This is a genomic window from Sinorhizobium sp. CB7 (genome assembly GCF_041357635.1).
Taxonomy (GTDB): domain Bacteria; phylum Pseudomonadota; class Alphaproteobacteria; order Rhizobiales; family Rhizobiaceae; genus Rhizobium.
Genome location: NZ_JAULLL010000007.1, coordinates 262,222 through 277,813 on the forward strand (window position 1 = coordinate 262,222; position 15,592 = coordinate 277,813).

The window sequence follows — 15,592 nt, forward strand, 5'->3', positions numbered from 1 at the left end:
GGTCAGCGATGGATGGGGTCCTTCCAGAGGACCTCTTCCGGAGGTTCGACCATTTCGATATCGAGATTGACGACAACCGGCTCCTGGCCGGAACGCACGACCACGCATTCCAGCGTCTCGTCGCGGCTTGCATTGATCTCCTGATGGGGAACATAGGGCGGCACAAAGATGAAGTCTCCTGGCCCGGCTTCAGCCGTGAACTCCAGGTGCTCGCCCCAGCGCATTCGCGCCTTGCCTTTGACGACATAGATGATGCTTTCGAGATCGCCGTGATGATGGGCGCCGGTCTTGGCATTGGCGTGGATCGTGACGGTACCTGCCCAGATCTTTTCGGCACCCGCCCTGGCATTGTTGATGGCGGTGGCACGGTCCATGCCAGGCGTTTGTGCCGTATTGGGGTCGAGTGAGTTGCCGGGAATGACCTTTACGCCGTGTTCGCGCCAGTCGACATCCATGTGTTCGTGATCGTTCATTTTCCACTCCCGTCCTTCTGCCGTTCCGGCAGGTTTTTCTCTGCCTGGGATCTTAGCGCGCCCCAGCGAAGGCCGTCCATAAGAAGGCGAACGAGACGGCGCGCCCGGTCACGCCAATCCGGCGAATTGGGCGCCGAATAGATCCCGGAGAGCGCATGCAGTACATCCGTGCTTTCGACGTCGTTGCGGATGTATCCTTCCTTCGCCGCCGTTTCGATGAGGCGTTGCAGGGCGAGCGAGATCAAGCCGGAACTCTCGGCGAACAGCTCGGAATTGGTCGTCAGCAGAATGCGCAAGCTGCTCGCCATGCCGCGCTTTGTCGCGATATATCCGACGAAACGGTGCATCCATTCTTCGAGGGCTGCATCCGGCGTATGTTCGCGCGTCAGTTCGTCGCCTGACGCCGCCAATCCCTCGACTTCCCGTCTGTAGACCACTTCGACAAGATGTTCCCGCGTCGGGAAATGTCGGTAGAGCGTACCTATTCCCACGCCGGCCCGCCGCGCTATGTCCTCGAGAGAGGCCTCGACCCCGTGTTCGCCGAACGCCTCCGCTGCGACTTTCAGGAGTTTTTCGCGATTGCGCTTCGCGTCGGCGCGCATCGTCTTCGTCTGAGTGGAGGGCACCTTATCGGTCCCGGCTGGTTGTTCGGCAGCCAATGCATGCTCCAGGCGGATTCGGGACTTGACCAAAGCTGGCAAGTCACTAAGATCAAAAACGGAGGCGCCTCCGGATATTCATGAAGAGCCTCGGGATTGTTATCCCATAAAAAGCGGAGATACCATGCCTTAACCTGCCGGAAGCCTTGCGATCGAGGTCCGGCATAGGCCCGGAAAGCAGGCGGTCCGGTCTCGCCGGGCAGCCGGGGGTCCTGTGATAACGGGCCATCACTCCGGCAATCTGGCGCTCTACGCCTTCAATTCAAGGCCCAACGGCTTTCGCCTCGCACTTAGACCATGGAGCAGGAACAAGACGATGACTCCAACCACCATAACTATCACATTGAACGTCAACGGAGAGGAGCGTGAACTCGCGCTCGAACCGCGGGTCACCCTCCTTGACGCGCTGCGCGAACATCTCTGTCTGACCGGGACCAAGAAAGGCTGTGACCAGGGCCAGTGCGGCGCCTGCACCGTTCACGTCGACGGTTCCCGTGTTCTCTCCTGTCTGACGCTTGCAGCACAGGTCGAAGGCCGCGCGGTCACGACCATCGAGGGCCTCGCGGCACCCAATGGTGACCCGCATCCCGTGCAGGCCGCGTTTCTGGAACATGATGCCTTCCAGTGCGGGTACTGCACGCCGGGACAGATCATGTCCGCCGTCTCCTGCATCCGCGAAGGCCATGCCGGATCGGACGACGAGATCCGCGAATACATGTCCGGCAATCTCTGTCGATGCGGGGCCTATCCGCATATCGTCGCGGCGGTGCGCGAAGCTGCGGAGATGGCCCGATGAGAGACTTTTCCTATCTCCGCGCGACCTCCGCTGAAGAGGCGCGGCAGGCCGCCGCCCGCATGGGTAACATGATTCTCGCCGGTGGCACGACGCTGCTCGATCTCGCAAAATGCGGCATTGCCGAACCCGAGACCGTTGTCGATATCACCCATCTTGCCGGCCTTGACGCAATTAAGGTCGATGCGAATGGTGCCTCGATCGGCGCGCTCGCCAAGATGAGCCGCGTCGCGGACGATCCCGGCATCAAGACCGAATTTCCGGCCGTTTCAGAATCCCTATGGCAGGCCGCCTCTGCTCAGCTCCGCAATATGGCGACGATCGGCGGCAATCTGATGCAGCGCACACGCTGTCCCTATTTCCGGGATCCCGCAACCTTTTCCGCCTGCAACAAGCGCAATCCGGGCTCGGGCTGCGCGGCAATCGGCGGGGTCACCCGCAACCATGCTGTCCTCGGCGTGAGCGATGCCTGCATAGCCACCAACCCGGGCGACCTTGCCGTTGCACTCGTGGCCTTCGATGCCGTGGTGCATCTCGGCGAACGACAGGTGCCGGTGGACGACTTCTTCTTGCTTCCGGGGTCGACGCCGCAGAAGGAGCATGCGATTGCCGCCGGCGAAATCATCACGGCGGTCACCATTCCGGCTTCTCCCGCTGCCCGTCGCTCCACTTATCTCAAGGTTCGCGATCGGCAATCCTATGAATTTGCCGCTGCCAGCGCTGCGGTGGGACTGGAACTGGAAGCGGACGGCCGCACGATCCGCGATCTGCGCGTGGCCCTCGGCGGTGTCGCGACGAAGCCGTGGCGCGCGCGGGCCGTCGAAGCGGCCCTGAAGGGCAAGACCCTCGATCCCGAAACCGTGCGGCAGGCCAGCCTGCTTGCCATGGAAGGCGCCGTCGACCATGGCGCAAACCACTACAAGATCGAACTTGCGCCGCGTGTTGTCGCGCGCGCCATATTGAAGATGGGAGATATGGCATGAGCATCGTGGAAACCAGACGGAAGCATGGTGATGCGTCCGACGGCGCGCTCGGCGGAAGACTGTCACGCATGGATGGACCCGCCAAGATCACGGGCGGTGCCGTCTATGCCGTGGAGCAGCGGCTGGAAGGTCTCGTCCATGCCGTGATGATCCAGAGCACGATTGCGGCGGGAACGATCAAGACGATCGACACGTCGGCGGCCGAAGCCGCGCCCGGAGTCCTCCTCGTTCTGACGCCGGACAATCTCCTGCTGCTGAATTCGGCTTCGACATGGCTGGGAACCCCCGGTCCGGAGGGACCCTATCGTCCTTTGACCCAGGAGATAAGCTTCAGCGGCCAGCATGTCGCCGCCGTCATTGCGGAAACTCTCGAGCAGGCGACGGCAGCGGCGGCCCTGGTCCGGATCACCTATGACGAGAAGCCGGCTGTGTTCGGTCTTGAGGATTCGAATGCGGGTGAAGGCATGCCGCTCGACGCGCTCACGAAGGAATGGGGAGAGCCTGAAACCGCGCTCGCCCAGGCGCCCATCCGCATTGAGAATGAATACAAGACCCCCCGTGAATATAATGTCCCGATCGAGCCGCATGGCCTGATTGCCCACTGGGAAGCCGATGACCGGCTTACTCTCTGGGAGCCGAGCCAATGGGTGGACGGCATGGCGCGCACCTATGCGGAATGGTTCGGCATTCCCTTCGAGAATGTCCGCCTGGTTTCGCCCTATATTGGCGGCGGCTTCGGATCGAAGGCGCTTGCCCTGGCACATGGAGCGCTCGCGGTAATGGCGGCCAAGATGCTTGGACGCCCGGTGAAGCTGGTGGTCACCCGGCCGCAGACCTTTACGGCCTTTGGCGGCCGACCCGGCACGCGCCAGACGATCGCGCTCGGCGCAACGAAGGAAGGCAAGCTCCTCGCCGTCGTTCATCGCAGCGCCAACGAAACGTCGATGGTCGGGGTGGCGGTCGAGCCGCTCGGAGCGGTGACCTCGATCATGTATGCGACGCCGAACCTGAGCTCCCGGCAGAATGTCGTTCAGGTCAATACGGTCACTCCTGGTGCCTTGCGCGCGCCCGGCGAAAACCCGAGTGCTTTCGGCATCGAATGCGCGATCGATGAGCTCGCCTACGAGGTCGGGATGGATCCCCTCGAAATTCGGCTGCTGAACTATGCCGAAGAGGATCCGCACGCCAGGCTTCCCTGGTCGACGCGACGGCTGCGGGAGGCTTTCGCCGCTGGCGCCGAAACCTTCGGCTGGTCGAAGCGGTCGCCCGCGCCCCGTTCCATGCGGGACGGCAGCCAGCTAATCGGCTGGGGTGTCGCCGCCGGCACCTATCCCGTCCGCCGTACGGCAGGCGAAGCGCTTGTGCGCATCCTATCGGACGGCACGGTCGAGGTCGCCAGCAGCGGCATTGACATGGGGCAGGGAACCTACACGATCCTGGCACAGACGGCAGCCGAGGCGATGGGCATTCCCATCGAGCAGATCCGCGTCAAGCTCGGCGATTCAGCCCTGCCGCGGGCTCCGGTCGCCGGAGGCTCGCAACTGGCGAACCTCATGACCGGTGCCGTCCACAAGGCCGCCGTCGCCGCACGCGACGAGCTGGTAGGTCTCGCGATCAACGACCCGAACTCGCCGTTCCGGGAACTGCAGGCAAATACGCTGGTCGTGGCAGACGGCAAGATTGCCGCGCCGCGCGAAGATGGCTCCGGCATTCCGGTTGCCGAATTCATGCGCCGCATCGGGCGCGAGCGGATCGAGGCCCTCAGGGATACCCTGCCGGAAAATTCGGTGAGCCCGGAGAAACGCTACGACAACTTCACCACGATCGCGACCATGCGTGAGCCCACGGATGGCGGCTACTCGCTGCACAGCTGGTGCGCCCATTTCATCGAAGTGCGCGTCGACGAGGATTTCGGCACGGTCCGTGTGTCACGGGTCGTCTCGGCGCTGGATTCCGGTCGCCTCTACAATCCGAAGCTCGCCGAGAGCCAGTGGAAGGGCGGCATCATCATGGGTATCGGCCAGGCGTTGCTCGAGGAGGGGATCATCGATCCCCGTCATGCGCGCGTGATCAACAACAATCTCGGCGACTATCTCGTGGCCACCAACGCCGATATTCCCGATATCGAGGTCATATCGGTCGGTATTCCTGACTATAATGCATCGGTACTCGGCGGAAAGGCGGTCGGCGAGCTGCCGATCGTCGGGGTCGCCCCTGCGATCGCCAATGCGGTCTTCCATGCAACGGGCAAGCGGATCCGCGAACTGCCGATCACGCTGGAGAAGCTGTTGTAGATCCGGTTTGTAGCGGGGCGGAGCTCCTGCCCCGCGACTGGGAAGCAAAGGCCGGGATTTGGCACGAATGAGGCAGCAACTTGCCCAGCGACGGCTCGGCACGAGCTCACGCGTCTATCCGTCAGCGCGCAAAGAGCTCTCGGTCGCGGGCGCGGATGGGATCGGTCCAGTCGCGCTCGAACCAGGCCTTGCCGCCGGGCTGCGGCGGTCGCTTCAATTCCAAAGGCTGCGCAGTGTGCTGCCCCTCTTCGGAGGCGACGCGGAAGACGTAATGGTCATACATCCTGAGCGCCTCGATCATGTAGCTGGTCGCTACCGTGCGGTCGCGAACGAGCACCAGGTTCTCACCGTTCTCTCCATCGGCCGGTTCCGAGAAATTGTAGGAGCCAAGATAGACCCGCGCCGTGGGCTTGTCGAAGTCGAGGACGACGAATTTGTGGTGCATTCTGGTGCCGCGCTCGTTGCCGTGGACGCCTGAAAGCCCCGAGGGCTCGGTCACAAATGGTGGCGGGACATTGCCGGTAAGGGCGGCGGCGCGCACAACCCTGCGGCGGTTGTCCGGGGTGAGCACCGTCAGGCCAAGGTTCCCGGCCTCCACCCGTGCGTCGGCAATCCCCATGACATGCACTTGCGGGCGCTCCAAAGCGCGCCCCAATGCCGGGCCGATCGGCCCCCTCGTGGTCTGGCCGAGGAAGGCGAGCGAGAAAAGGACGCTGGATTGGACCGTGTCGATGTCGGCGCCGATCTCATCCAATCGGCCGTTGGCTTCGCTGTGTGGCGAGAAGGCGACCTTGGCATCGACGCCGGACAGGCCAAGGTCGAACCAGCCGGCAGAACTTGCTGAGGCGCGGAAGTCGTCGGCGCGCGTGGCAGCGAAATAGGTCTCGAAGGCGGTGAAATAATCGTCGACAGCGCTGGCGCTGTGGACGGCGAGGCTATTGTTCGACTGCACATAGAGGCCGCGCCAGCTGAGGTTGGTCGAACCGTAGAGAACGGTCGCGACATCGCCGCCGCGCACCGCGATCGACTTCTGGTGCTGCAGGTTTGCCATGTGCTGACGTTTCACGTTGTCGGCACCGGCCGAGGCGATCAGACGCTCCGCGGCCATTGTTTCGGGCGAATTGGGACGGCCGTGGCCCGTGGTCCGCGCACTGTCGTCGATAATGATCTTGAGCTTCGGTCCAAGCGCTTCCAGCCGGTCGAGCACCTCGGGCAGATTGAGATCATAGGCGATGACGCGGACTTCGGCGCCGGCCTCACGCGCCCGATCGAGAAGCGAAAGCGTTTCGGCGCGCGCCTCGAACCCCATCCAGGCGAACGCCCGGTCGGCGTCGGCATGGGTGGGCACGAAGTTCAGCCCCTCGTCGGCGTCGGGCGGTACCAGCGTGATGATCGGCCCTCCGGCGGAGAAGTTGCGCACGAAGGCCTGTGACGAGACGAAGCCGCGGGTGAAGGCGACGTTCAACTTGCCGGGAATGGTTTCGCGCATTAGCGCCAGTTCCGCCTCCTGCGCCTCGCCCGCTGTGAGCACGCCACCGGCGTCCATGAACATCGGCGTGACCCGATAAAGGAAGGCGCCCTGGAGATCGGCGTTGAAGGGAAAATGGACCCAGCGGAACTTCTGGATTGGCGCTTCGGTGGTGCGGATGCCGTCGTCGGGAACCGGCTGGCCGGGAAAGCCGATGCGGTTGCGCACGGTCTTGAAGAACTGGGTGTTGGGCTCGCGGTACTGGATAGCAAAGCCGACGAAATCGGCGGGCGGCCGGCCAACCTTCCAGTCCATGCCGAGCAGCACCATGCCGTCACCGCGGTGAATGGTGAGCGAAAATGGTGAAGCAGCATTTTTGCCCGTCACGCGAAAGTCAGTATCCACGCACGCCTCCCATCAAAACCCGGTTGAAGCTAACATGGTTGTGTGACAGTACGAAATGCCCCCATAGAGTTTGGCAGAGACACGTCCAAGGAAGCTGATCGCGAGTTGGTCAGCCGGTCCATTGACTGAACTGTGAAACTTGACCGGCGGCTATTCCATTCTCAATAAAAATTATAGACTATAGAGAAGCGATCTATTGGAGCCGACGAGCCTGCGAACATGAGCGATGAAAATTATGCCGAGCCTGTCGTTGCGATTATCGGGGGTGGTTTCTCCGGAGCAGCGGTCGCCTTTCATCTGGCTCAGGCATCCGAAGCGGCCATCGGTCGGATCGTCGTCTTCGAGCCGCGAGAAAAGCTTGGTGCCGGGCTTGCCTATGATACGCGAGACCCCGCCCACAGGATCAACGTACCCGCATCGCGCATGAGCCTTCTGCCGAACGAGCCGGAACAGTTTCTGCGCTGGATTGAAGAGAACGGTGGAGTTGCTGGGGATCTCGAGGCAGAAAGACCCGATGGGCAGCTGTTTCCCCGCCGTCGCGTCTTCGGCGACTATGTCAACGCCATGGTCAGCCCCTTCGTCCAAAGCGGGCGCATCGTGCAGGTGAGGTCATTGGTCACGGAGGTCGAGCGGGAGGAGAGCCATTGGCTGATCAAGGCGGAAAACGGCAATCGGTTGACGGCCGATATCCTGGTGCTTGCCACCAGTCATCCGGCACCGGCAGCACCGCGGTCGCTTGCAGCAGCGCTTGGCGATCATCCCCGCTTCGTCGCCGATCCGACGAGGCCAGGCGCGCTCGATGTGATTGGCCGGAACGATCGCCTGCTGATCGTGGGCAACGGTCTGACATCGGCGGACGTGGTCGCCTCGCTCGCCATACCTGGTCATCGCGGACATATAACCGCGATTTCGCGTCGTGGTCTTCGCTCCCGTGGGCATCCGTCGTTTCCGCAGGAACCCTTTGGGGACTTTGTCTCTCGCTCCTTTCAGAGAGCGACGGACCTCCTTCGCACGGTGCGAAGCTCGATCAGGCAGGCGGAAGCAGCCGGACTGACATGGCATGCGGTCATAGATCAGGTGCGGACACAAGGTCAGGACCTCTGGCGTAGTCTGCCTGTTTCCGAAAGGCGGCGGATTGTCCGCCACCTGCGCCCCTATTGGGATGTCCATCGCTTCCGTGTCGCCCCTCAGGTCGAGAATGTGCTGAAGGAGGCGCTGTCGGAAGGACGGCTGGAAATCCTCGCCGCATCGGTTGTCTCCGTCGCGGTTGAAAACGGTGAAGTAAGATGCCTTCTTCGACCGCGCTATTCGAGCACCCCGATCGAACGGCATTTCGATGCGGTCGTGGTCACCACCGGTCCGGCCCATCTCGGGATTCTCTCAAGCCAGAGATGGATCGGCGATCTTGCTGAGCGGGGATACCTGTCCCTGGACGCTGCCGGCCTCGGGCTTGCCTGCAACGAACAATCGGAAGCGCTCGGTTCATCCGGCGCAGTGGCCCCTTCGCTCTATATCGCCGGGCCATTGGCGCGAGGAACCTTCGGCGAACTCATGGGGCTACCGCAGGTCTCCGAACATGCGCTCTTCGTGGCCGCTCGGGTACTCGACCGTGCAGGGGAACTGAGTAAGGCCGCATGATTTGCCAGCGCCGTTGCTAACCCGACCGCTCAACGATGATTTTGCGTGCCGTTGCCGTTTGGAAGATACCAATCCGTAATTTATCAAGTTAAACTATACAAATTATAATCTATCTTCTTGTTTAGCGGTCGCTTTAGCGCTATCTGAAGTGTGTAAACCCATAGGCGCTTGCGTTCTTGAGCTTCTGACGCGGTCAGAGGTATTTTTGAGTTTCCCGAAAAGCAGACCATCATGCTCACGAAAAAAGGAAAATACGGACTGAAGGCCCTCGTCGATCTGGCGCAGCTGGCGCCTGGCGAAACGGCATTCATCAATGACGTTGCGGCAAGGAACAATATTCCGAAGAAATTCCTGGACACGATCCTGCTTGAGCTGCGCAATGTGGGAATCCTGCGCTCCAAGAAGGGACCCGGCGGCGGCTACTCGCTGTCTCGGCCGGCATCCGAGATCCGTATCGGCCATGTCATCCGCACGCTCGATGGACCTCTCGCGCCAATCCGCTGCGCGAGCCGCACGGCTTACGAAGCCTGCGAAGACTGTGCTGATCCGGAGACCTGTCATGTGCGCCGGTCCATGACCGAAGTTCGCGATGCGATTGCCTCGATCCTCGACAACATGACCTTGGAGCAGTTCGTGGCAAGCGGCGATAAGCTCGATGACGGCGAGGAGCAGCATCCAACCTCTGCCGCCAGCTGACCGACGCCGGGTTCCCGGCTCTCACTCAAAAGTTTGAGCGGGATGTCGCCCGAAAACCGCACAGCTTTTCGGCATCCCGCTCTAAAATATGCTGCCTTCGGGCGGAGTGACCCTGTTCAGGTGATAGTTGCCGATCTCATAATACATCCTCGGTAACGGATTGAGCAGCGTATGGGTCCGGGCGTTGCGCCAGTGCCTGTCCAGATTGAGACCGATTCTTGTGGCGGAGATGCCTGCGAGCTCGAAGAGCGTGTTTGAGGCCTCCAGTGCGATTTCGCCCGTCAGCACCTTTGCAGCCGCCACAGACAGCATGGCATCTATGAGATTTGCTTCTTTCGGATCGATCTGCCCGATGTCGATCTTCTTGCCTGCCCGTTCGACAATCGCTGCCGCTGTCTCCAGCCGGATGGCGATCTCTCCTATCCGGGAAAGAATGAGTGGATCGTCCGCCGCCCTTTCGATGCCGCTGCCAACGCCGCTCCTTGTCAAGGGCTGAGCCTTGCTCTTCACGAAGTCCAGCGCTTCCCTGAAGGCGGCGCGCGCGATCCCGAGATCGATGCCGGCGTGAATGATCTCACCGACCAGGCCGACGGTCGTCAGACGTTGCGAGCCGGCATCACGATGGAGGACGGCGTCGGCATTTGCATAGACATTATTGAGGGTAATGGTGCCGCTGCCGGTCGTGCGCTGGCCGAAGCCGTCCCAATCGTCGATCGCTTGGATACCTTCCGCATCCCGGGATAAGAAGGATATGACTGTTCGGCCGCCAGGATCCGGCGCGATGACGGCGATCCAATCGGCAAACAGAATGCCGGTCGAATGATGCATGCGGCCGGTGATGCGATATCCGAGGCCGTCCGGCGCGATCCGAGTATCATCATTGCCCGGTTCCGAAACGGCGGTGACGAAACGGTCGCCTGTCAGCGCCCGTTCGAAGAAGAACTTTCTCTGCTCCTCGCTTCCATCGTTGCGCAGGGCTTCGAGAATATGAAAATGAACCTGCGGAATTTGGCCGACGGAAGGGTCCGCCTCCGCCAGGGTCGCGGCGACGTCGGCCAGGATCGAATTTGATACGTCGAGACCGCCATATTCGGACGGAACGCTGATCCCGAGCAGGCCGGATTGAGATAAAGCGTCAAGCTCGTCATGGGGAAGCAGGCGGTTGATGTCCCGGTCGCTCGCTCGGGGCATGAAGTCGGCGGCCAACGCGCGGGCGACTTCCAGTGCTTCCTCCTCGCTCTGGATACGGTGTGCGATCGGTCTCGTTCGTGCGTGCAGCTGCGATATGGTTCCCATTCATGACTCCCATCCATGGCATATCAGCAGGCCCGCGGCCTGGATAAGAGAAGTTATTCCATAGATCTTATAGACATTAGATTTTCTTTATCGTTCCACCGTCTTCGATCATGGGGAAAGACGCCTTTCGCTGCCCAATATAGGCCTTTTTCCGGGCGAAGCGCCACTTTAGCTTTCGATCGCTCGGCCGAGATCCTGTGCCTCTTTTCCGGATCTCGTGCAATAACCACTTGCTACCGGGCTCATTTCGCGCTTTCATATACGACTAAACAGGTAGACTATAACAACTACCGACCGGGACTATTGACAGTATGACGCCGGAACGCGCTGTTGAATCCCGGCATCGAAAGACCCGAACGCACTCGATGCTCAAGAGTTCCGGACCGGGAATTGGAACCGGAAGAACGGCTCGAATCGATTGGGTCGTGCCGTAGAGATCGGCAAAGCAACTGCCTTAAGACCTTGATCGACCACCTGGGGAAAGGAGTTGATATGACGGTTCGGGGACTTTTCTCTTTGAGGGCAAGAGCTTCGGTACAGCCCTTCGGTCTGCCGCGCATCGCCGTTGTCGGCCGTGGCTTTTCCGGCATGATGATGGCGATTGCCCTGATGAAGACCGTCAGGGGACCGTTTCATCTGCAGCTTTTCGATCCGAATTCGAGCGTCAGCGGCGGTCAGGCGCTGGCTTCGCCCCAGGCTGGCGAGATCTTGAACAGCCGCGTGCGCGACCTGTCCGTTTCTGCCGGCGATCCGGACGATTTCAATGACTGGCTTTGCGGCAATGCTGAATTCCGCGCCGCCGTTCCGGCTGCCATCCCCGGTTTTCAGCAGATTTTCGTCCCCAAGAGCATCTTCAGCGACTATGTCTATCAGCGGTTCTCCGAGGCCTTGGCGCTGCGGCGGGACATAACCCTTCAACTCAGCCATGACCCCGTGATCGGCATCGGCCGCGGGCCTGGCAACCGCTTCTTCGTCGAGAGCGCCAGCGTATCGACCCCGCTTTTCGATAGCGTCATTCTGGCGACGGGCTATGGCATGACTGATCGCTCACATCAGGAGCCGTTGGAAGAGCCAGCCGCCGTCCGGCCGCGACGCCTCGTCGCCCGACCCCACACCATCCTGCTCGGGAGCGGTCTGCGCGTGGTGGATCGCCTGCTGCAATTGCGCGACAGCGGCTACCACGGCCAGATCACGATCGTTTCCAAACACGGCTTCCTGCCGCAAAGCCATACGCGTCAATCGGCCGAGCCTGTCTTCCCCGCGGAAGCGATGCCTTCCCGCATCGACGAAATCTTCCGCTTCGTCCGCCAGGCATGCAGGGATGCCGAGGGGCAAGGCCAGAGCTGGCAATCGATCATGAACGGGCTGCGCAAACATGCCCGCACGCTCTGGCGGTCACTGCCGGCCGGTGAAAAACAGCGCTTCAACCGGCATCTGCGTGCTATCTATGACAGCCACCGCAATCGCCTTCCCGAAACCCTGCATCTGCGGCTGCAGCGGGAATTGGCGGAGGGCAATACCGTGCTTCTCAAGGGCCAGGCCATTCGCCGGACCTCGACGGGATTGCTCGTCAGATCTGCGGGTCAGTCGAACGAGGAACTGCTCTATGCCGATCAGGTCGTCGATTGTCGTTGCCAGGCGCCTGATCTCGAAACACCGCTCATGCAGAGCCTTTTCGAGGCGCATTTCGCCGAGCCCGATGAACTACATCTTGGCCTTGCGGTCGATGCGACAGGAGAACTTGTCGTAAACGGTCGCGTGACCGACGGGTTGTTTGCCATCGGACCCCTCGGTCTCGGCAGCCTACCCGATATCGATCTCGTGCCCGAGATTGTAAATCAGGCCTATGCGGCGGCAGGCAATATCGCGGAAAGGCGACGTCCTCAAAGCAAGGCCGTCTGAGCCGGCGATGCATGGCGACTTCAAATATTTTGCTCCGCCCGACATGCGGGTTTCAAGCCGACGTCGGACCTATCACCTATAAGCCAATCTCGTCTCTGCAGAGGCGCCGAAGGTTTTCCACAGGCTGCATCCCATTTTGAACGGCCTTGGCTTTCCGAAATCAAGGGTTTGGCCTCGGTCGGGTCGGCCCCTGCTAACGGCGCATTAACCTCGATAGCCCCCGTGAACGGCGCGTGAATAGCGAATCTACTAGATTTCCCTCGCTTCAATGACTGAAGAGGAAAACGCGTCATGTTGACGGACATTACTGACTTGGCTGCGCTGATCGCAAACGACTGCGCCATTGGCGATGATGAACTCGTTATCGCTATTGACCATCTTAACAAGGCACTGCGAGCGGCGGTGGCTTCGAACGCAGCGCCACCGGCCGATACTCTCCGGGTAAAACAGGTACTTGAGCATATTGCTCTCCAACGGCGATTGTCGGTCTATTGATGTCAGCGAACCCATAGCGCCACATTGCCGGAATAATTCGCCACTCAGCTTGACGATGAGACCGGTCTTCACGGCTGAAATAGCGAACAAAAATGTAGAGTGACGATCTGGCAGCGTCGTCTGCCCGCCAGCCCGAGCCGGTATGACTGGCTTGTTTAATCTTTGTGAAGGAGTGGCAGCGATGGTGCCACCATCCACGGGCGAATCGCCTGGCAGTGGCGGAGACAACATGACAGTTCTACAGTTCCCGGCCGACCGGCGCACCAGCGATGTAAAACGATGCGCCGATGCCCTTCAACGCCTCCATCGGGAGGAAGCCAACCGCTTCTGGCGGTCAGAGATGGCTGAATTTGCCGCAGCGTTCAGGGGGCAGGGAGTCGCCGAGAAGGAGATCTCGCGACAGGCGGCCTTGTTTATGTACGCGGTACAGATGGAATTGCAGGCGATTTTTGCCGAGGCAGCTTCAGGGACCGCAGCAGGGTGAAACACCATTGCTGTTATCCTGTGCGTTGCCCCTGAGAGCTAGCGGGTAGCCAATCAGAGAATCGAAGCTTCTAACTGCTTGAAAAGCCGGTGCCGCTTACGTCACTCGAACACGTGATGGCGTCAACGATAGTGCCCTTTATTCCCGGCATTCCGGGCGTCTCGCGACGAAACGAAATCCGCCGGTGGTTTCCAGCAGGCGCTGTAGATTGGCGGTGCGGTCGCTTTTACGCATCGCCCGCCTGACGGCCCACATCACCTTGCTGACAGGGGTTACGGCTGAGGTCATGTGGCGTTTGACACTACGCGGGAGGCCCGGATAGAGGCTCATCTCCGCTTGGGCGCGGATTCCCGACCATTCCATATTCGGCGCCATTGCCACAATCTCGAAGCCCGCATGTGTGAGTACACGGGCGGTGCCCAAATGGGTCATGTGATAATAACTGTCCATATGGAATGGTTCGAGGAACGCCACCGTACCGATGAAAATCCTGCCCGGCTTGAGAACGCGAAACGCTTCCTCCATGGCTACATCCGGAAACGCAAGGTGTTCGAGCACCGCTATCGACAGAACGAAATCGAAGCTCTGATTCTTGAATGGAAGCGCGTGGGCATCCGCAAGCAGGTCAGGGCCATCGCCTTCATAATCGATGCCGAGATAGTTGAATCCGGTGACTTCTTCGCAGAGGCTCTCGAAGTTGCGGCTGCCACAGCCTAGATCGAGCATCCAAGCGTCGGATCCCTGGGCGCGCGGGAAGTAGCTGATAAGTTCCGGTGTCAGCCGGTTTCCATAGGTGAGCTCACCATCGATGCCTGACCAATCAAGGACGTTGCCGTACGGGTTTGCTGGCAAGGTTTCGAACAAGTTGGCCAGGTCCACCACTGGTGGCACGCCGAGACGGTAGATGACCGGATAGCTCCGCGGCCCGGCCAGACGCAGATCCCACCGATCGGCCGTTCCCCTCGAATGGTAAATCTGCCCGCAACGGACGCAGGTCATATCAGTGCCCGTCAAGGCGAGAGCTCCTTCGCAGGCGGGACACGCTAGCAGATCATGATAGGAAACACTCACGAGTGCATCCCCTTCAATCCGATCGAACGCTGCAACGGTGGTTCTCGATGGTCGGCGCCTACTCCAGCGTTTGGCGAGTCTCGTCGCTCGTTGTTGCGACCACTTCTTTCCATCGTAGCCCATTGACGGACTAATCATGAATTCTCGTCGGTCCGCTTTGGTGCTCGTGTAGGCTTTGCATAAGCGGCTAGCGACTTGCGCTGCGATCTTGTTCCTGACCCGCTCTTGGCGCAACCATCATTGCCCGCCAGTCGAAGGGCATCTTCCGGTGATACAGAGCGCATGATCTCTTCCACGACAAAAATCATATCCGTCGTTATCAGAGCAGAGGCGGCGAGTTTGGTAAATTCTACAAGAACCTCTTGGTGGGCTGGATACTGCCTCCCGTTCCGCCGCAATACCAATTGTTACTATATAGCATAAATCATCACTAGTATATGTTGTACTGCTGCCGAAGTAAGTCTTCCAAGCAGTCACTCGGGCATGGGCTTCGCGTGGAATGACGTTTGCCGCCGCTCACAAACCGTTCGCAACCCGATTCGCTTAAAGCCCTCACGGCGGTTTCGTGGCTGTCTCTAGAGCGGGATGCCGAAAAGTGTGAGCGGTTTTCGGCATAAATCTCGCTCTAACTCTTTGATGTAGATCAGGATTCAGATTTCAGGCCGTTTCGGCCTGAAATCATCCTGATCTAGGGACCTCACATAGTCGCTGAGGCGAATTTTGGAGCAGCGCAGATGTTGCCCAGGCGCTCGGACTCTTTCGCGCTCGGGCTACGTATCCTTGCTAAGTTCTTGAAAAAGGCTGGTGCCGCTTACGTGACTCGAACACGTGACCCCATCATTACGAATGATGTGCTCTACCGACTGAGCTAAAGCGGCGATTCGGAGACCTGCTGTGGCGGTCCGCGATTTGCATGCGGCTGATACAGGCAAAGG

Annotated in this window: 13 protein-coding genes and 1 tRNA gene; 8 read left to right on the forward strand and 6 right to left on the reverse strand. The window is 60.3% G+C overall.

What is annotated here, in order from left to right; all coding sequences use genetic code 11:
• Positions 1-2: 2 nt before the first annotated feature.
• Both AAE029_RS15565 and AAE029_RS15570 read right to left on the reverse strand, forming a co-directional pair.
• The gene (locus AAE029_RS15565; protein ID WP_371073763.1) at positions 3-473 is read right to left on the reverse strand and encodes a cupin domain-containing protein; all 471 of its coding nucleotides are present in this window, start codon (positions 471-473) and stop codon (positions 3-5) included.
• Positions 470-1,075, reverse strand: a complete 606-nt coding sequence (locus tag AAE029_RS15570; protein ID WP_371073842.1) for a TetR/AcrR family transcriptional regulator — start codon at positions 1,073-1,075, stop codon at positions 470-472. Before AAE029_RS15570 ends, AAE029_RS15565 begins: the two co-directional genes overlap by 4 nt.
• Before the next feature lie 373 nt (positions 1,076-1,448).
• Here AAE029_RS15570 and AAE029_RS15575 point away from each other — a divergent pair, with 373 nt between their 5' ends.
• Genes AAE029_RS15575 through AAE029_RS15585 form a run of 3 tightly spaced genes read left to right on the forward strand, consistent with a single transcriptional unit; the run spans position 1,449 to position 5,202 of the window.
• The gene (locus tag AAE029_RS15575; protein WP_371073764.1) at positions 1,449-1,928 is read left to right on the forward strand and encodes a (2Fe-2S)-binding protein; all 480 of its coding nucleotides are present in this window, start codon (positions 1,449-1,451) and stop codon (positions 1,926-1,928) included.
• Positions 1,925-2,908 (forward strand): xanthine dehydrogenase family protein subunit M, encoded by a 984-nt coding sequence (locus AAE029_RS15580; RefSeq protein WP_371073765.1) that lies wholly within the window; start codon positions 1,925-1,927, stop codon positions 2,906-2,908. Before AAE029_RS15575 ends, AAE029_RS15580 begins: the two co-directional genes overlap by 4 nt.
• Positions 2,905-5,202 (forward strand): xanthine dehydrogenase family protein molybdopterin-binding subunit, encoded by a 2,298-nt coding sequence (locus AAE029_RS15585; protein WP_371073766.1) that lies wholly within the window; start codon positions 2,905-2,907, stop codon positions 5,200-5,202. Before AAE029_RS15580 ends, AAE029_RS15585 begins: the two co-directional genes overlap by 4 nt.
• Positions 5,203-5,323: 121 nt before the next feature.
• Here AAE029_RS15585 and AAE029_RS15590 read toward each other — a convergent pair whose 3' ends face one another.
• Positions 5,324-7,075: a phospholipase D-like domain-containing protein gene (locus AAE029_RS15590; protein ID WP_371073767.1), complete on the reverse strand. Its 1,752-nt coding sequence runs from the start codon at positions 7,073-7,075 to the stop codon at positions 5,324-5,326.
• A 219-nt stretch (positions 7,076-7,294) separates the two neighbouring features.
• On the opposite strand from AAE029_RS15590, the gene AAE029_RS15595 reads away from it, so the two are divergent.
• Positions 7,295-8,713 (forward strand): FAD/NAD(P)-binding protein, encoded by a 1,419-nt coding sequence (locus AAE029_RS15595; protein WP_371073768.1) that lies wholly within the window; start codon positions 7,295-7,297, stop codon positions 8,711-8,713.
• A 231-nt stretch (positions 8,714-8,944) separates the two neighbouring features.
• Positions 8,945-9,409, forward strand: a complete 465-nt coding sequence (locus tag AAE029_RS15600) for an Rrf2 family transcriptional regulator (protein WP_371073769.1) — start codon at positions 8,945-8,947, stop codon at positions 9,407-9,409.
• Positions 9,410-9,490: 81 nt separating this feature from the next.
• Here AAE029_RS15600 and AAE029_RS15605 read toward each other — a convergent pair whose 3' ends face one another.
• Entirely contained in the window at positions 9,491-10,705 is a 1,215-nt protein-coding gene (locus AAE029_RS15605) for an SfnB family sulfur acquisition oxidoreductase (protein WP_371073770.1), read from the reverse strand.
• A 492-nt stretch (positions 10,706-11,197) separates the two neighbouring features.
• Between AAE029_RS15605 and AAE029_RS15610 the strand changes: the two genes are divergently transcribed.
• The 3 genes from AAE029_RS15610 (at position 11,198) to AAE029_RS15620 (ending at position 13,586) form a co-directional block, all read left to right on the forward strand.
• Positions 11,198-12,607, forward strand: coding sequence for an FAD/NAD(P)-binding protein (locus AAE029_RS15610; RefSeq protein WP_371073771.1), 1,410 nt, complete (start codon positions 11,198-11,200; stop codon positions 12,605-12,607).
• Positions 12,608-12,898: 291 nt separating this feature from the next.
• The gene (locus AAE029_RS15615) at positions 12,899-13,102 is read left to right on the forward strand and encodes a hypothetical protein (RefSeq protein ID WP_371073772.1); all 204 of its coding nucleotides are present in this window, start codon (positions 12,899-12,901) and stop codon (positions 13,100-13,102) included.
• A 181-nt stretch (positions 13,103-13,283) separates the two neighbouring features.
• A complete protein-coding gene (locus AAE029_RS15620; protein ID WP_371073773.1) occupies positions 13,284-13,586 on the forward strand; it encodes a DUF6074 family protein in 303 nt (100 codons plus the stop codon).
• A 138-nt stretch (positions 13,587-13,724) separates the two neighbouring features.
• Here the strand turns inward: AAE029_RS15620 and AAE029_RS15625 are convergent, their stop codons facing one another.
• A complete protein-coding gene (locus AAE029_RS15625) occupies positions 13,725-14,468 on the reverse strand; it encodes a class I SAM-dependent methyltransferase (RefSeq protein ID WP_371073774.1) in 744 nt (247 codons plus the stop codon).
• Positions 14,469-15,459: 991 nt separating this feature from the next.
• Positions 15,460-15,535, reverse strand: a tRNA-Thr gene (locus AAE029_RS15630).
• Between the last annotated feature and the right edge of the window lie 57 nt (positions 15,536-15,592).

Excerpts from the sequence above, each read along its gene's own strand:
- AAE029_RS15565 (WP_371073763.1), bottom strand. The coding sequence starts at position 473 with ATGAACGATCACGAACACATGGATGTCGACTGGCGCGAACACGGCGTA.
- AAE029_RS15570 (WP_371073842.1), bottom strand. The coding sequence starts at position 1,075 with ATGCGCGCCGACGCGAAGCGCAATCGCGAAAAACTCCTGAAAGTCGCA.
- AAE029_RS15575 (WP_371073764.1), top strand. The coding sequence starts at position 1,449 with ATGACTCCAACCACCATAACTATCACATTGAACGTCAACGGAGAGGAG.
- AAE029_RS15580 (WP_371073765.1), top strand. The coding sequence starts at position 1,925 with ATGAGAGACTTTTCCTATCTCCGCGCGACCTCCGCTGAAGAGGCGCGG.
- AAE029_RS15585 (WP_371073766.1), top strand. The coding sequence starts at position 2,905 with ATGAGCATCGTGGAAACCAGACGGAAGCATGGTGATGCGTCCGACGGC.
- AAE029_RS15595 (WP_371073768.1), top strand. The coding sequence starts at position 7,295 with ATGAGCGATGAAAATTATGCCGAGCCTGTCGTTGCGATTATCGGGGGT.
- AAE029_RS15600 (WP_371073769.1), top strand. The coding sequence starts at position 8,945 with ATGCTCACGAAAAAAGGAAAATACGGACTGAAGGCCCTCGTCGATCTG.
- AAE029_RS15605 (WP_371073770.1), bottom strand. The coding sequence starts at position 10,705 with ATGGGAACCATATCGCAGCTGCACGCACGAACGAGACCGATCGCACAC.
- AAE029_RS15610 (WP_371073771.1), top strand. The coding sequence starts at position 11,198 with ATGACGGTTCGGGGACTTTTCTCTTTGAGGGCAAGAGCTTCGGTACAG.
- AAE029_RS15615 (WP_371073772.1), top strand. The coding sequence starts at position 12,899 with ATGTTGACGGACATTACTGACTTGGCTGCGCTGATCGCAAACGACTGC.
- AAE029_RS15620 (WP_371073773.1), top strand. The coding sequence starts at position 13,284 with ATGGTGCCACCATCCACGGGCGAATCGCCTGGCAGTGGCGGAGACAAC.